Raw genomic sequence first — 14,832 nt, forward strand, 5'->3', positions numbered from 1 at the left:
GTGTATCTAGATAGGTAAGATTGCTTGATATGGCGACTTACTATAGATCATCTTAAGTGATAACTGGTCATTAAAGACAGAATCTAAATACACCAACGTCTGTAGATACTTTAATGTGAATGTTAGCTAAACTCTGCCAGGGCTTGTGGTTAACGATTCAAAAAATCTTCATATTCAGTAGGCGTTCCACTGAAAATTATTTCGTCAGATTTTATTAAATTAAACCGGATGTTAAGGTTGTCTCTTATTAAATAATTATAAATTGGTGCGATGTATAGCTCGCCCTTCGTTAGTCCATTCTCACCATCGTCTACCATTTTATCAAAATATTTCTTAAATATTTCTGTAGATCGGAAGAAGTAAAGGCCATCTGAACATAAATCTGAGATCGGATTTTTCTCAGCAGTCTCTATAACGTTTCCAGGAATTTCAGGGTGTTCTTTAGCAAAAGACCAATTGTCTCCTGAGCCTTTAAACACTTCTAAATAGCCGTCAATGTTTTCTAGGAAGCTTGGGTGTGAGAAGCCGGGGCGAATGGTGTCTATATTAAAAATAGTAATAGACTCACTACTCGGAATGTCAGCCATAGTCAGCCCAAGATAGACTGTTTCGGCTTGACCTTTAGTTTCACCTTGCAAGGTTACAATCCTATAATTTAGAATACCTAATGCCGTGCACTCCTGATTGACAAAATTTTCTGTGTTAAATATATCGCGTATAATAAATAGAAATGATTCCGTTTTGAAATATTGGCTGAAACTTGAAACGCAGTGTGAAAATAAACTCTTACCATGAGCGTTAAGCATATATTTGGGGAGCTTATAGCCTGCGTTAAAAAAACGACTGCTCATTCCGGCCATAGGTATAACAATCATTTTAATAGATCCTTGTAGTAACTAAAAAGCCTTAGTGCATTAGCAGCCAATGCCAACTGTCGTCGTTGGCAGTCATTATGCAGGGGCAGCATTGATATGAAAAGGTTAATCATTATCGGGATTATTTCACGTGCATCATAGTCTAAGCTATAATTTTTGAAAAAGTTGTCTGTTAGTTCGTCAAGTACGGTGTTTTGGGGTAGTAAAAATGTCAAATTGTTTGCATGATGGCGATTAAGAGTGTATCTCTCTGCAATGATAAAGTCATATCGACCAATAATGGAATGACATAGTTTTGCTATGTCATACCGAATATCGCCATACGGCGTAAAGTTTCTTTCATCGAGTGTTCCGCGTGGGTCGATCAGGCGAATAGATTGAACACGAAAATCATAAAGAATGTTGCTAAAGCAGAAGTCGCCATGACTGATTGTAATATCTTTATCTGTCGCTGGTTTAATTAATTTACAACAATGAGCAGCAATCTCTGATAAGGATGGCAGTTCTTCACCATTAATGACCCATTTCTGATCAGGAGAAAAAGGGCCTGATTTTCGTAAAACATCCAGACGTTCAAAAACTTTTTCCTGGTGAAGATTCTGAATGCTTTCTTTTAATTTATCAGGTCCATTATAGTACTTTGCTGAAGATAGATATTCGTTGCATGCTTGTAGTATTCGTAGCCATACTACGCTAGGAAGCTCAGAAAATACCGCTATCTCATTCAGTGCTGACATATAGAGGTATTCGATCTCGTAAGACGCCGAATCAGATTTTTCAGTAAGAGAAAACACATGTGGCGTATATATTTTTAAACGCTCTGGAAGTGCTGAGAACCAAAGGTATTCTGCTTTCATTTTCCAGGCTTTATTGCTGGTCTTTTTAACTACTCGTGGTGATATGTCAAGATCATTAAACGCTCTTTGTGTTGTGATCTTGGATTTTGAGCGGAAATATGTATGTAAATGGCCAAAATCTAGCCAAGCTGGATAATGAATGGCTCTAAGAGAGTGGATTCTTGAATAACCGTTGAGAGCGGATATAAAACCAGAATTCTGTCGTAACGACTCCAGTAATACAGACTTTGACGAAAACTTGAAATAACCACTGACTACCATCCCAGGAGCGCGAGAATCAAACTCATCCGTAAATTCAGTTTGATCTTTTCTCTCTACTATTCCGGCCCATTTATAATAATCATCAGTACGGGCGATTGATACTTGATCTGGGTGACTGGTATCGATATTTCCAATAAGGGTGTCACCATGAATTATGGATGTTGAACACTCCGCACTGCCTGTCTGCTCCAGGCATTGTATCAGCGACTCTTTCAATGTCAGATCAGGTGATAAAAATAAAATTTCAATACCGTGCTCAGATAACCATCTCTCGTCATAAGTTGGTAAGCGGTAACTATTTGGTAATGTCAGTATTTTTCTAGTCTTTTCTGATGCTAGTTTCAGTTGATGTTGATAAAGCCTTTTATTTCCTACAGGTAAAAATGCCGGTGGGATCTGACCAAACTCCGCAGCTAGTTCGGCATCTACAAATTGAGCAGATGTAATGATTAAAATGTCACTTTTCATTCGCTAATAGCCGGATTATTTCTTCATAATTCATCGAACGAAATTCTGAAGGACGTATCGACTTGTCATCTATATAGAACCCTTCGTGCCCACACCAGGGCTTGCCCACATGAATCTCATCGTAAGGTACATTGTGCTTAGCAAGCCACTCAAATATTACTGGTAAGGTATTTGCTGTAATTTTTCCAACAGAGGAGTTATAAGTACGCATGTTACGACTGGTACTTATGATGATATCAAATCCAAGGTTTTTATATTCTCGTAGCTTGTCGATCATATCAAGCCTGGGGAGAACATTGTTATAGTCTCCAGAGCCCTCAATGGTTAATGTGTTGTCAAGGTCAAATACTAGTCTTTTCAAAGGGAGCTATCCTCTATTCGAGTGGTTGTTAATGGATCTCGAAAGCATAGGGCTGCTAGTGCAGTTGGGGATTTTATACTGGCGTGGTTGGTTATGTTTCTATGCGAAGGATCTTCTATGTTGAACATGATTGATTATTAATAATATGTTTTTACTCGTTGTTTGCAATTTCCGGATATTTTTCAGTAATATATCTAGACATGCTGGAATTACGTTCGCTGCTCGCCTTGTGGCTACGGAGTGGAATCTGATGTGCCTGCAGCCCCACAAATTCAGGACGTAAGAGGCGTAGACCAAAGTTTTCTTCTATAACCCGTAATTCTTTCTTCTGAAGATAGTTTTTGAGCATAACTTCTGGAAAACAACGTTCTGAACCGGGTTCAGAAAGAAATTCAGTTGTGAGCCAATGGTATAAATTACAGTACTCTTTCATTGCAGAAGGTCGCCCAATTGCAAATTGATCACCATAACCACCATAACCATTATAGTTATAATCAATAATGATGTTTTTGTCGTTAATCTGGATGTCTTCACAGTCAAACTGACCAACCCAGAAATTATCATAACGCATTCGACAAATTAAATCGTATTGATCGGGCGAATGTCCACTGGATTCGATCAGATTAAAGGCTTGATTAACACCAAACCACATAGGAAAAACATTTGGGCTTACGTATGGTATTTTAACTCCATCACCAAAGCTCTTTAGACCGTAGTTCGTTATGGCTAAACGCTCTTCTCTGGAAAAGTCAGGTGAATCGGTTTCTATGAAGAAGTAGTTTTCAAGAGGTTCAAGAATATCAGGGTTGCTTTGACCTGCCCAAAGGTGGCAAAAATAAGTTATATTATGGCCGTAAAAGAACCGTTTTAACGACTTTGTGCAATGCTCAAGACTTCTGGGTTGGCCACTCATAACTACAGCGATGTTTAACTTTCTTTCAGGTTTTCTTACTTCGTTCTGAGTGAAGGATATTAACTTTCGAATTTGGCGTTCCGATTTATTTCGTAACGAACTTTTGAGTATGGAAGGTCCAAGTAAAGTGAGATACTGATCGAATTGTTCTTCAGATACTCTTTCTCTTGTTTTGAGCATTATTATTGCGAATAGTTTAGCCAGGTTGTGCCAGCGCTTTTTAGCTAGCTTACGGAATATCTTCCTTTCAGTATTCTTCATTTGGCGTTCCTTTCTAGAGCAGAGCGTTCACACGCAGTCATGAGTATCGCTTGTAATATTATGAAATAGACCAATGTGAACTTGGTACTAAAAAAAATCTCACTGCTGCTGAATATAATGTATTGCATGCAACTGATTAAACCTGCTTTGGCATATATTGAGGTTTTGTGGTTGTAATAGCAGTGGATTATGGACGTAAGGAAGGCTGCTAATAGAATTAGACCGACTATGCCACGACTGGAAAGTACCTCCATCAGCTCATTGTGAGGATGCTCGAAGTAGAATGAGGCTTTGTGCTCTGAGTTCAATTCTTGTAACTTATTTGAAAACCCGTCTAAGCCAGTACCTATAATCGGATTTTCTTTAAAAGCTTCGTAAGATACTTCCCACATATCAATTCGTAATTGTGTTGAAGAGTCCAAAACAACGGAATCCTGCCCGAAATGAAAGGTTTTTAATACCCGGTTGCGCAGCATTTCTGATGACGAAAATAGCGCAATAAGTAACATGAATGCTACGACGGCTTCCCGTAATTTTATAAGACGGAAAAAAGTCAGGCCAATTAAAACCAATGGTATACTTATCCAGCCGCCACGAGTCTGGGACCATAGTGATGCTGTCAGGCCCATACCCAGGCCAATTATGCCAAGTATGTATTTACCTTTAACGTTCAGCTGCTCATCTCTGGATAAGATCAGTGTTAGGACTGCACTGGTCAGGCAGACATTGCCCCAAAAAATTGGATGTGCAGAGCTAAAGCCTCGGTGATTGCTGCCATCTGACTCTTTTATGACCGGATAAAGTGCAATAAAGGTTGCAGCTAGTGCTAACCAGAATAGCCAGGTTCGATTGATAGGCCTATGCCATAAAATATATACCGCGGCTGGAGCCAGAAGATAAAATGAAAGTGCGCGCATCATGCCTGACGAAACATCTGATATCGGATTTTGGAAATAAATCATCAGGGAATAAGTGAAAATCGCAATGGATGTAGCGATGAAATAGCGCAAGCCCAATGTAATATCAGGCGTTGATCCTTTTTTTAGGATGATTAGTAAGGGACTTAGCAGTAACAGTATCGTAGCAAGACTTTGACTGCTGTTCTGGTTGCTATGGCTTAGTAAAAACACACTGCAAAGTACGAATAGCATGAAGCCGGTATAAATACTTTTAGTGTTCTTAATAAAAGTTAAATTGTTCATTTAATACTTCTTTTAATAAGGGCACCAGCTTTTGCATATGGCTCGGTAATGCCGATTTTATTGGTTGTATCAAGGTCGCTTGTTGAAAGAATAAACTTGGAAAATTCTTCTTTCAGGCGACCTTCTTTGTAGCAGTTTACCCAGCGACGATAATGATCACCCATGCGAGCATTGGTATCTCGGAGCAGTCTGAGTCGGTTGATAATGTTAGCTTCAAACTGCTCGTAATTGCGGATCGGGTAGTGGTACACAGTAATCTCAGATTCTTCCCGGGCATTCACCCAGCGCCAGCCATGTTTGGCGCGGTGGTTACCGCCTTTCATTTTGATCAAGCCGTGCGGGTTTACGATGGTTTTCGGACTGATCTTTACCAATAGCATGGAGACTGCATTATCACTGATCTGCGTTTGTGAGTTGTACAGAATCGGATTTTTAACGGCGTAGCCTGCATCTGTATAGTGGTAGTCAGGTTGCAGGCACTCTTCGGTCAGGACCATATTGCGGCGGTGTACGGTAACTACAGAGTCGTCGGAGCGAAGATGATCCTTTAAGGTCGTTCCCTCTGCTGGCAGCCAGAATTCATCCGCATCATTGGATATCACCAGGTCGGCTTTCAGTTTTGTGCGTGCGTAATCGGCCAGTTGTGTCATCCACAGCGCCTGTTGGTAGTTCTGGGCAGGCTGGTCTATTACGTGCAGGTCAAACTCGCTTTTCAGGGCTTCCAGTAGCTCACGTGTTCCATCGGTCGAACCGTTATCCATTACCGCAAAACAGTCGACGCCCTGCGCTGCATGGAAACGGATGTTGTCTTCGATGATGTCGATTTCGTTGCGCACCAGCAGGGTCATGGCCAGGCGAACAGGGCCACGACGGGTCAGGCGGTGCTTCCAGTATTGAAGAGGCTTAAGCAGCATCATGAGTTGCAATCCGGGTTTGCAGGCAGAGTGTTACATTCAATGCCCAGCTGTTTAAGTAATGATGTCCATTCGGCGCTTGTATCCGGGCTGATCAGCGCGCTCACCTGTAATTCTGGCCTCAACCACTTGGCGGTTAGCAAGGCGGTTGAAACATCGCCGGCGATTTTACAGTGTGGCGACAGTAACGGCAGTAATATTTCCATCGGTGTGCTGGCGGGTACGGCGATTGCCCGAAGAGGTATATGCCAGAGTGAGGTCATCTGCTCAGCCGTTGTCAGTGCTTGCTCTGTGCGCGGGTGATGCTTGTAACCAATGCTATTCCCACTATGGTCCAGCCATTCGCCCAGTACTTTCTGCATTGGGCTTATAACAGAGCTGTGCGGCAGTAGCAGGAGTCCCTGCAGCTGATCAATTGCTGTGTCAGTTTTGCCAAGACATATCCGCGCCAACTCGGCGAACTCAGGGCGTTGCAGGTTATCCGGTAAGGTTAGGCAAGGGCGCTTTTTCAGAGCAGGCAGGGCAAACTCAGGAAATGCCAGTACGCTGTGGTCAATCCAGTCTGAGGCACCGATGGTTGCAGGCTGCTTCCACCACCAGCCATAGGCCACTTTCTTGGCAATATTGTCCAGAATCCGGTCTTTCAGCCAGTGCGTTTTACGGCCAAGGTAGCTGTAGGTTCCATCATCCAGATAGACGCCACGAGCATGGCTATGAGCCATGGCAAACTGAAACTCAATGCGGCGGTCGTTGCCAGTGTAGATCCAGTCGGGCTGCAGATCGGTTAGTCGTTGCTGAATCCATTTAAAGCTCAGTTGCCGCTGCTGGCGCTTACCGGAACCAGTTGCTTTGCTGGATAAAACCTCCGTACGGGCAAACGGGGTGCCTTGCCAGTTTTGCAGTGCCTGCCTGAAGGTTTGAGTTGTGTCTGTCTGATCAATCAGGCCCAGTTCGGCGGTGTCACCGTGGGGAAGCTCCAGAGCAACCATTGCCGCAGTCAGTACATTAAATGGAGTTGAGGCCAGAAAGAGATGCTTAGCCAAGCGTTTCTACCTCTCGCAGCAGATGCTGACAGGCAGCTTGAATGTGGTGATCGTCAGCTGATTGCCAACGTCCGGGAATCTGATATTCGTTGTGCAGGTAGGCGAGCAGCCCTTTGCGCAGGGTTGGGTTCGGAATGAACTGCACTAATTTGGGTAGCTGCTGTTCCAGCTCGTTCTGATTTTGAGCGTGGAGGGTCAGGCCGGGAATGTTGTAAAACGCTTGCCCCAGCACCAGGGTATTGATGTTGGAGATAACGGCCTCAATGCCCACAGTCGAGTTGATAGTCGCAACGCCAGCGGCATGCTGAATCAGTGTTTGTGTATCGCCCTGCAACAGCAGACGAATTTTGTTTGAGCGTTGCTCAAGCTGTTGTGCCAGATTCTGATAATCCTGATCGCAGGCCGGATGGGTTTTCATAATGATATGAGGCATGCGTTCACCGAGTGACTGTTCCGCCTGCAGCAGTGCATCGGTCAGGGCAAACATATCTTTCAGCCATGGCGAAAACAGCACGATCTGGCTGTCGGTGTTGACCTGAAAGGGTATAAATATGTAGTGCTCGGGCAGTTCTGCAGGACGCTCCTTCTGAACAGTCGGCTTAGTTGTCCATTGACCGGAGTAGCTCATGAAGAAAGTCGGGTCACGGGGAACACTGTTAAGAAAATTCACCCCTCTTGCATCCAGGGTGGTCATGTCTGGTAACAGACCATTCTCCATTACCAATGTCCGGAGTCCGGCTGATTTTGCTGCTTCAATTACGATGCGCTGGCGGAACTTAAGCCCATTCCATAACAGAACATGGGTTGCGCCGGATCTTATCAGAGCCTGTTTGTAGACGGCCTTCAGCAGTTGTGCTTCCAGCATTTTTACCAAGCGGAATACGCGCCAGTAGCCATGTCTGCGTTGGCGTCCCTTGCGGCTGTTTTGCTTCTCGCGCAGGTGATCATCAACCAGTCCGGATAAGCACTGATCAGCCTGCTCAAGGTGCCGAAGCCAGCGAATATCCATCCACAGAAATTTGTGCCAGATAACACAGGCTTGCGCACCGGTCTTGTTCAGGTGCGCAGCCAGGTGACTGAAGTACTGCTGGTGGATTTTTCGCGCAGCAAAGAAAGCAATTTCCATAAGTTCCCCCGAAAGCACATCGGAGTTTACCGTATTTTCTGGTGAAACTCAGCCGGTCATCAAGAGCTGTTCCGGATGCAGCATCTCCTGTGTGATGGCATCCATCAATGCGTAGCGGTTGTTGTATTGTGAGCGTTTTTTACTTGGAACTTCTTCCGGTTTCTTACGCGGATATAGCAGTGGCAGGGCCACCCATACGCCGTCATCCGTGGCCTGACCTCCAAGCTCTTCCCAGAACTGATCATAATCAAACTGAATTTTGTTCAGTGTTTTTTCTTCTTTCTGGTAATAGTGGTGAGCACTTGATATGGCGTAGATAGCCTGTACCCCGAGCTTTTGTGCCAAAATGGTCAGCATCAGGTACATAAAATTATGAGGACGGAGGCCGTAGGTGTCTTTGGTAAATTTCCGCGTTTCTTCCAGATTGCCGGAACGACCCTGAAAACCTCCGATCCAAAGGGCTTCATCGTAAAAATGCAGATGGGCCTGATAGAAAACTTCACCATCTACCAGAAATTTCAGGGTGCACTGTCCCTCGTATCGCATCAGATGGTTGTAATACAGAATCATCTCAACCAGTTTTCCGGCGACATAGGTCTCCCCCATCTTTAAGCCCTCGCCGTGAATGGCTCGCACGCCTTGCTCCCCCAGTTTCTGATGAAGGAAGCTGTAGTGGCCCAGTAATCGCTGTTGTGTGAATTCGGGCGATACTTCTTTGGTGACATAGGCTTTAAGCCGACACATAAACAGTAAATACGGATGCAGTGCTGGTACGTAGTCAATACCACCTTGTTTCATACCCGCTATCAGTGTGCTGATCCAGCGGTGGTAGCGTACTCCCCAATACAGGGATTTGATTTTGTGTGTGTTCCGTTCATTCGTTGACCAGAACAAACGGATTGCGGATAAATAAGCCATGTATCGTCCTCTGAAAATGGCCGCAGTGTACATTTTTTTTGTAACGGAGTTGTAGATTTCTATGGGGGGGCTGTTACGTATCTGCAACACCACTAGGCTATCTCAGAGGTGTTGCAGATTTTTTACGTGAGGAAGGGCTATGAAGGGGTCATACCAGGTTCTTCCATACAGCCAGGCTGGCTTCCGACTGGTTCATGGTATAGAAGTGCAGGCCCGGAGCTCCACCGTCCAGCAGGCGGCGGCAAATGTCGGTAACCACTTCTTCACCAAACTTCACGATGCTGTCAGAGTCATCGCCGTAAGCTTCCAGTTGCTTGCGGATCCAGCGCGGAATTTCCGCACCGCAGCCGTCAGAGAAACGGGCCAGTTTGCTGTAGTTCGTGATCGGCATAATACCCGGAATGATCGGGATGTCTACGCCCATCGCCTGAACTCGTTCCACGAAATAGAAGTAGCTGTCGGCATTAAAGAAATACTGGGTGATGGCGCTGTCAGCACCAGCCTTCACTTTGCGCACAAAGTTTTCCAGATCTTTTTCAAAGCTGGTCGCCTGTGGGTGCATTTCCGGGTAAGCGGCAACTTCCAGAGTGAAGTGATCGCCGGTTTCTTCACGGATGAATTCAACCAGATCGTTGGCATAACGCAGTTCGCTGCCACCCAGGCCAGAACCTGAAGGCAGGTCGCCACGCAGAGCAACGATACGATCGATGCCCAGTTCTTTGTACTGGTCCAGAATGCCGCGAATTTCCGCTTTGCTGCCACCAATGCATGCCAGATGAGGTGCAGCCGCAATGCCACGTTCCTGAATGGCTTTGACGATGGCGTAGGTGCGGTCGCGGGTAGAACCACCGGCACCATAGGTCACCGAGAAAAACTCCGGATTAAAGGCAGCGAGTTCGTCGCGCACAGTCAGCAGCTTTTCTGTCCCTTCCTCGGTTTTGGTCGGGAAAAATTCAAAACTTAAGGTAGTCATCTTTAGTCAGACGTCCGGCAGAAAAAGCCGGACGCTCCTGTTTATAAATTAAAGTCAGACGTCTGGCGCCAGGCGTCCGACGACAAGCTGGCGATGCAGCAAGCTCCGATTAATATTTATACGCTTCTGGCTTGTACGGACCATCCACATCCACATCGATGTACTTGGCCTGAGCCGGAGTCAGCTTGGTGATCACACCGCCAAAGCCTTCCACCATGTCTTTCGCCACTTCTTCGTCGAGCTTCTTCGGCAGAACCTTAACGTAGATGCTTTCTTTCTTCTCGGCTTCCATCAGATCAGCGAACTTACGCTCGTACAGATAGATCTGAGCCAGTACCTGGTTAGCGAAAGAGCCATCCATGATACGGGATGGGTGACCAGTCGCATTACCCAGGTTCACCAGACGGCCTTCAGACAGCAGTAGCAGGTGATCATCAGCCGCTTCGTCACGGTAAACTTTGTGTACCTGTGGCTTAACTTCTTCCCACTTCCAGTTTTCGCGCATGAACGCAGTATCGATTTCGTTATCGAAGTGACCGATGTTACAAACAACCGCGCCGCTCTTCAGCTTCTGCAGCATGAACTTGTCACATACGTTGACGTTACCAGTGGTGGTTACGATCAGGTCAGTTTTACCCAGCAGATCGCCATCTACGCAATCCAGAGTGCCCAGGTTTTCACCATTGATGTATGGAGAAACCACTTCGTAGCCGTCCATACAGGCCTGCATAGCGCAGATTGGATCAACTTCGGTCACTTTAACAATCATGCCTTCCTGACGCAGGGAAGCAGCAGAGCCCTTGCCCACATCGCCATAACCGATAACCAGTGCTTTTTTACCGGACAGCAGGTGGTCAGTACCACGCTTGATGGCATCGTTCAGGGAGTGACGGCAGCCGTACTTGTTGTCGTTTTTAGACTTGGTAACGGAATCGTTCACGTTGATCGCTGGCACTTTCAGAGTACCGGCTTTCATCATTTCCAGCAGACGGTGTACACCGGTGGTGGTTTCTTCAGAAATACCGTGAATGGTCGCCAGCATTTCCGGGAAGTCGTTGTGAACCATCTCAGTCAGGTCACCACCGTCGTCCAGAATCATGTTCGCATCCCAGACTTTATCGCCGTCTTTTTCAGACAGGATGGTCTGCTTGATACACCACAGGAATTCTTCTTCGGTCTCACCTTTCCAGGCGAATACCGGAATGCCAGCGGCGGCGATAGCGGCTGCTGCGTGATCCTGAGTCGAGAAAATATTGCAGGAAGACCAGCGTACATCGGCACCCAGGTCCACCAGAGTCTCAATCAGAACCGCGGTCTGAATGGTCATGTGGATACAACCCATGATCTTCGCGCCCGCTAATGGCTGAGACTCTTTGTATTTACGACGCAGTGCCATCAGTGCTGGCATTTCGCCTTCGGCAATTTTAATTTCTTTGCGGCCCCAGTCGGCCAGACTCATGTCTGCAACTTTGTAGTCGGTGAAGGACATAGTGGTCTCCGTTTGTTGTCGGACGTCTGACGTCAGTGGTCGGACGCAATAATGTTTGTATTACGCTACGCGAAGAGACTGAATTAAGCGGTTCAGCATGGCGAAGATCTGATTAATAAGATCGTTCAGCTCATCCGTTACCTGACAGTAGCCCAGCGATGTCGCAATTAATAATTGAGTTTCAAGTTCAGTCAGTGAGCCCCGTGCGGTAAACAGAAAGCGACAGAAATCTTTATCACTTCCTCGTCCGCTTCCTTCGGCAATATTCGAAGGAATACTCACTCCAGCGCGTCTGAGCTGACTACTCAATCCAAATCTTTCATGCTCTGGAAAAACCGAGGTTAGTTGATAAATACTACTCACTAACTGCATCGATTTTTGCCAGACGATTAATTCCTGATATTTCCTGCGCAAATCAGCCTCCTTGCTGAAATGCGTCGGACGTCTGACTTCAGACGTCCGACCTGCTTACTGTCCCGCTGCCGCTTTCAGCGCATCAACCTTGTCAGTACGTTCCCAGGTGAACGCAGTGAAGGTTTTGGTCTTTTCCTCACCGTTTTCGGTGAAGGTGTAGCTGGCTTCAAATGGCTCACGACCAAAGTGACCGTAGGCTGCTGTCAGCTGATACATTGGGTTCAGCAGTTCCAGCTGGTTCTGGATCGCGTATGGACGCAGGTCGAATACTTCACGAACGGCCTTCGCCAGTTCGATGTCGCTTACCTTGCCGGTACCGAAGCTGTTAACAGAAACCGAGGTCGGCTCTGCAACACCAATGGCGTACGACACCTGAATTTCACAACGGTCAGCCAGACCCGCAGCAACGATATTCTTCGCTACGTAGCGACCCATGTATGCCGCAGAGCGGTCTACTTTGGATGGGTCTTTACCGGAGAAGGCACCACCACCGTGACGCGCCATACCGCCGTAGGTATCAACGATGATCTTACGACCCGTCAGGCCAGCATCACCTACCGGGCCACCGATTACGAAGTTACCGGTAGGGTTGATGTGGTACAGAGTACCTTCGTGCAGCCATTCAGCAGGCAGTACGTGCTTGATGATGTTTTCCATCACGGCTGCGCGCAGGTCGTCCAGGCTGATGCTTGGATCGTGCTGGGTAGACAGAACCACGGCATCAATCTTAGGTGAATCGCCTTCCCAGTTAATGGTTACCTGAGATTTTGCATCCGGACGCAGCCACGGCAGGGTGCCGTTACGACGCAGTTCAGACTGACGCTGACACAGCAGGTGTGCGTAGTACACAGGTGCTGGCATCAGGTTAGGTGTTTCGTTGGTGGCGTAGCCGAACATCAGACCCTGGTCACCGGCGCCCTGATCTTCAGGCTTGGCACGGTCAACGCCCTGGTTGATATCAACAGACTGCTTACCAATGCCGTTCAGAACCGCACAGGTTGCACCGTCGAAGCCCACGTCGGAGCTGTTGTAGCCAATGCCGGTAATTACATCACGAACGATGTCTTCCAGGTCAACGTAGCAGGAAGTGGTCACTTCACCCGCTACCACGGCCATACCGGTTTTCACCAGGGTTTCTACCGCAACACGTGCGTATGGGTCGCGAGCGATGATCGCGTCCAGTACGGCATCAGAAATCTGGTCTGCAACTTTGTCCGGGTGGCCTTCGGACACAGACTCAGAGGTGAAAATGGAATATTCGCTCATGTTAAGCCCTCAATTCAGTGGTTAACGCGCTTTGTCATGCAGAGGGGGCGCGATGAAATAAGCGGAACTGAATCTGAAATCCGTTCCTTAAACCAAGATACTGACTTTGCCCTTCCGTCAGGCCGGCTTCGCGGGCCCAGCTGGTCAGGTCGTCAGGATCAAATCCCAGCCAGAGATCACCACAGGATGTTCTGGCCCAGCTCTGTTCGTGACGGCACAGGTCCGTCACCAGAAACGTACCGCCATCTTTCAGTAAGGCAGCGACATCGTTAAAAATCGTACGTGGTGCCGGTACGTGGTGCAGCACCATATTCGCTACGGCAAAATCCACCGCTCGCGGTTTTTGTGTCAGCAGCAACTGAGTATCACCCAGCAGGCACTGCACGTTGTCCAGCTGCTGCTGGCTGACCGTCATGGCCGCCTGCTCCAGCATCTGTGGCGAAATATCCAGCGCAGTTACTGCAGTAAAACGCTGCGCCAGCAGGGGTAAGAATGCCCCCTCGCCAGGACCAACTTCCAAAGCGTAGTCGCTGGCGCCACGGTAGCCAGCGAGAATGCCGGTCAGTGTCTCGCCATACTGATCCCACGAGGCAATCAGGTCCTGCTGTTCTTTAAAGGCATCTGCATTGCGGGCAAAAAAGCCGGCACAGGCCTGAGCCCGCTCCTGCAGCACTGCCGTCAGCCCTTGCTGATATTCCGCGTCGTCCAGAGCATCGCTGGCATCAATGGCAGCGAACATGGCCTGCAGCCACAGATTCCAGCTGTCGTGACCACTGATCAACGGCCGGCGGTAAAAAATACTGTTGCCTTCGCGTTGGGTGCTGACCAGCTCAGCTTGTGACAGCACTTTCAGGTGATGGCTCATGCCCGACTGTTTAATACCGAACACCTGGCATAGCTCCAGCACACCGAAGGACCCTTGCCCCAGCAGCTGCAGAATAGCCAGACGCAGACCATCACCGGCAGCTTTGCTGGCGCGGGCTAAGCGTTCGTGGTTAACAGTTGGAATCACGCTATCAGACATGGCGTGCAGTTTAGGGTGAAATTCAACCTATATCAAATTTTTTTGATATAGGTTCTGCGTCTGTTTCTCTATCGGGATGGGCCGATTGATTTGTTATAGCTATAATTAATTGATGTCAGTGAAATATGCAATTTCATCTATGACTGCCATCGGCCTAATCTGAGTTCGTTCCCAGACAACAACCTCAGGAGAGGCAGCATGAAAACAGTAAAAGCTATTACCGCACGTATTACCGGCCAGCGCGATAAGCAGCAGGGCGCTGTGTATAACTATGCCGACAACTACTACGGCGATCAGGTACGGGTGATCAGCAACGCGGGAAAGTAACGCATGACTGATTATCTGCTGCGCAGCCGCTGATGATCGGGTGGGTCATCCGCGGCTTTTGGTATTGTGTATTTCACACAAGATGACATGCAGTGGTTGACGCTTGTGGTAGCATGCTGCGCAAACTGCCCGACGTCCCC

15 protein-coding genes are annotated in these 14,832 nt (G+C 47.3%); 1 reads left to right on the forward strand and 14 read right to left on the reverse strand.

All coding sequences use genetic code 11. From position 1 onward, the window contains the following. Positions 1 to 149 precede the first annotated feature (149 nt). From I9W95_RS05810 to I9W95_RS05875, 14 genes are all read right to left on the reverse strand, one after another. A complete protein-coding gene (locus tag I9W95_RS05810) occupies positions 150 to 875 on the reverse strand; it encodes a glycosyltransferase family 2 protein (protein WP_225672790.1) in 726 nt (241 codons plus the stop codon). Then, the gene (locus I9W95_RS05815; RefSeq protein ID WP_225672792.1) at positions 872 to 2,461 is read right to left on the reverse strand and encodes a hypothetical protein; all 1,590 of its coding nucleotides are present in this window, start codon (positions 2,459 to 2,461) and stop codon (positions 872 to 874) included. The genes I9W95_RS05810 and I9W95_RS05815 overlap by 4 nt, the downstream gene beginning before the upstream one ends. Then, positions 2,451 to 2,822, reverse strand: a complete 372-nt coding sequence (locus I9W95_RS05820) for an HAD family hydrolase (RefSeq protein WP_225672794.1) — start codon at positions 2,820 to 2,822, stop codon at positions 2,451 to 2,453. Before I9W95_RS05820 ends, I9W95_RS05815 begins: the two co-directional genes overlap by 11 nt. A gap of 151 nt (positions 2,823 to 2,973) precedes the next feature. Next, the gene (locus tag I9W95_RS05825) at positions 2,974 to 3,996 is read right to left on the reverse strand and encodes a hypothetical protein (RefSeq protein ID WP_225672796.1); all 1,023 of its coding nucleotides are present in this window, start codon (positions 3,994 to 3,996) and stop codon (positions 2,974 to 2,976) included. After that, positions 3,993 to 5,198 carry an O-antigen ligase family protein gene (locus tag I9W95_RS05830; protein WP_225672798.1) on the reverse strand — a complete coding sequence of 402 codons (1,206 nt, stop codon included), beginning with the start codon at positions 5,196 to 5,198 and terminating at the stop codon, positions 3,993 to 3,995. The genes I9W95_RS05825 and I9W95_RS05830 overlap by 4 nt, the downstream gene beginning before the upstream one ends. Continuing rightward, the gene (locus I9W95_RS05835; RefSeq protein WP_225672800.1) at positions 5,195 to 6,115 is read right to left on the reverse strand and encodes a glycosyltransferase family 2 protein; all 921 of its coding nucleotides are present in this window, start codon (positions 6,113 to 6,115) and stop codon (positions 5,195 to 5,197) included. Before I9W95_RS05835 ends, I9W95_RS05830 begins: the two co-directional genes overlap by 4 nt. Beyond that, positions 6,112 to 7,155, reverse strand: a complete 1,044-nt coding sequence (locus tag I9W95_RS05840) for a hypothetical protein (RefSeq protein WP_225672802.1) — start codon at positions 7,153 to 7,155, stop codon at positions 6,112 to 6,114. The genes I9W95_RS05835 and I9W95_RS05840 overlap by 4 nt, the downstream gene beginning before the upstream one ends. Then, positions 7,148 to 8,281, reverse strand: a complete 1,134-nt coding sequence (locus tag I9W95_RS05845) for a capsular polysaccharide export protein, LipB/KpsS family (protein ID WP_225672804.1) — start codon at positions 8,279 to 8,281, stop codon at positions 7,148 to 7,150. Before I9W95_RS05845 ends, I9W95_RS05840 begins: the two co-directional genes overlap by 8 nt. Positions 8,282 to 8,329: 48 nt before the next feature. Continuing rightward, a complete protein-coding gene (locus I9W95_RS05850; RefSeq protein ID WP_225672806.1) occupies positions 8,330 to 9,199 on the reverse strand; it encodes a DUF535 family protein in 870 nt (289 codons plus the stop codon). A gap of 148 nt (positions 9,200 to 9,347) precedes the next feature. Further along, positions 9,348 to 10,172: a methylenetetrahydrofolate reductase [NAD(P)H] gene (gene metF, locus I9W95_RS05855; protein WP_225672808.1), complete on the reverse strand. Its 825-nt coding sequence runs from the start codon at positions 10,170 to 10,172 to the stop codon at positions 9,348 to 9,350. 109 nt (positions 10,173 to 10,281) lie between these two features. Next, a complete protein-coding gene (gene ahcY / locus I9W95_RS05860; protein WP_225672809.1) occupies positions 10,282 to 11,661 on the reverse strand; it encodes an adenosylhomocysteinase in 1,380 nt (459 codons plus the stop codon). Between the two features lie 60 nt (positions 11,662 to 11,721). Continuing rightward, positions 11,722 to 12,075, reverse strand: a complete 354-nt coding sequence (locus I9W95_RS05865) for a four helix bundle protein (protein WP_225672811.1) — start codon at positions 12,073 to 12,075, stop codon at positions 11,722 to 11,724. A 54-nt stretch (positions 12,076 to 12,129) separates the two neighbouring features. After that, positions 12,130 to 13,341 carry a methionine adenosyltransferase gene (metK, locus tag I9W95_RS05870; RefSeq protein WP_225672812.1) on the reverse strand — a complete coding sequence of 404 codons (1,212 nt, stop codon included), beginning with the start codon at positions 13,339 to 13,341 and terminating at the stop codon, positions 12,130 to 12,132. 34 nt (positions 13,342 to 13,375) lie between these two features. Further along, on the reverse strand, positions 13,376 to 14,365 hold the full coding sequence (locus I9W95_RS05875) for an ArsR/SmtB family transcription factor (protein ID WP_225672814.1): 990 nt from the start codon (positions 14,363 to 14,365) through the stop codon (positions 13,376 to 13,378). A 198-nt stretch (positions 14,366 to 14,563) separates the two neighbouring features. Between I9W95_RS05875 and I9W95_RS18345 the strand changes: the two genes are divergently transcribed. Then, positions 14,564 to 14,692 carry a hypothetical protein gene (locus I9W95_RS18345; protein ID WP_263866110.1) on the forward strand — a complete coding sequence of 43 codons (129 nt, stop codon included), beginning with the start codon at positions 14,564 to 14,566 and terminating at the stop codon, positions 14,690 to 14,692. Positions 14,693 to 14,832 lie beyond the last annotated feature (140 nt).

Origin of the sequence: Thalassolituus marinus (assembly GCF_020320395.1) — a bacterium.
In the GTDB taxonomy this organism is placed as follows: domain Bacteria; phylum Pseudomonadota; class Gammaproteobacteria; order Pseudomonadales; family Oceanobacteraceae; genus Venatoribacter; species Venatoribacter marinus.

What these genes read in the sequence shown, in the direction of transcription:
- I9W95_RS05810 (WP_225672790.1), bottom strand. Translation starts at nt 875, where the DNA reads ATGATTGTTATACCTATGGCCGGAATGAGCAGTCGTTTTTTTAACGCA.
- I9W95_RS05815 (WP_225672792.1), bottom strand. Translation starts at nt 2,461, where the DNA reads ATGAAAAGTGACATTTTAATCATTACATCTGCTCAATTTGTAGATGCC.
- I9W95_RS05825 (WP_225672796.1), bottom strand. Translation starts at nt 3,996, where the DNA reads ATGAAGAATACTGAAAGGAAGATATTCCGTAAGCTAGCTAAAAAGCGC.
- I9W95_RS05830 (WP_225672798.1), bottom strand. Translation starts at nt 5,198, where the DNA reads ATGAACAATTTAACTTTTATTAAGAACACTAAAAGTATTTATACCGGC.
- I9W95_RS05835 (WP_225672800.1), bottom strand. Translation starts at nt 6,115, where the DNA reads ATGATGCTGCTTAAGCCTCTTCAATACTGGAAGCACCGCCTGACCCGT.
- I9W95_RS05845 (WP_225672804.1), bottom strand. Translation starts at nt 8,281, where the DNA reads ATGGAAATTGCTTTCTTTGCTGCGCGAAAAATCCACCAGCAGTACTTC.
- I9W95_RS05850 (WP_225672806.1), bottom strand. Translation starts at nt 9,199, where the DNA reads ATGGCTTATTTATCCGCAATCCGTTTGTTCTGGTCAACGAATGAACGG.
- metF (WP_225672808.1), bottom strand. Translation starts at nt 10,172, where the DNA reads ATGACTACCTTAAGTTTTGAATTTTTCCCGACCAAAACCGAGGAAGGG.
- ahcY (WP_225672809.1), bottom strand. Translation starts at nt 11,661, where the DNA reads ATGTCCTTCACCGACTACAAAGTTGCAGACATGAGTCTGGCCGACTGG.
- metK (WP_225672812.1), bottom strand. Translation starts at nt 13,341, where the DNA reads ATGAGCGAATATTCCATTTTCACCTCTGAGTCTGTGTCCGAAGGCCAC.
- I9W95_RS05875 (WP_225672814.1), bottom strand. Translation starts at nt 14,365, where the DNA reads ATGTCTGATAGCGTGATTCCAACTGTTAACCACGAACGCTTAGCCCGC.
- I9W95_RS18345 (WP_263866110.1), top strand. Translation starts at nt 14,564, where the DNA reads ATGAAAACAGTAAAAGCTATTACCGCACGTATTACCGGCCAGCGCGAT.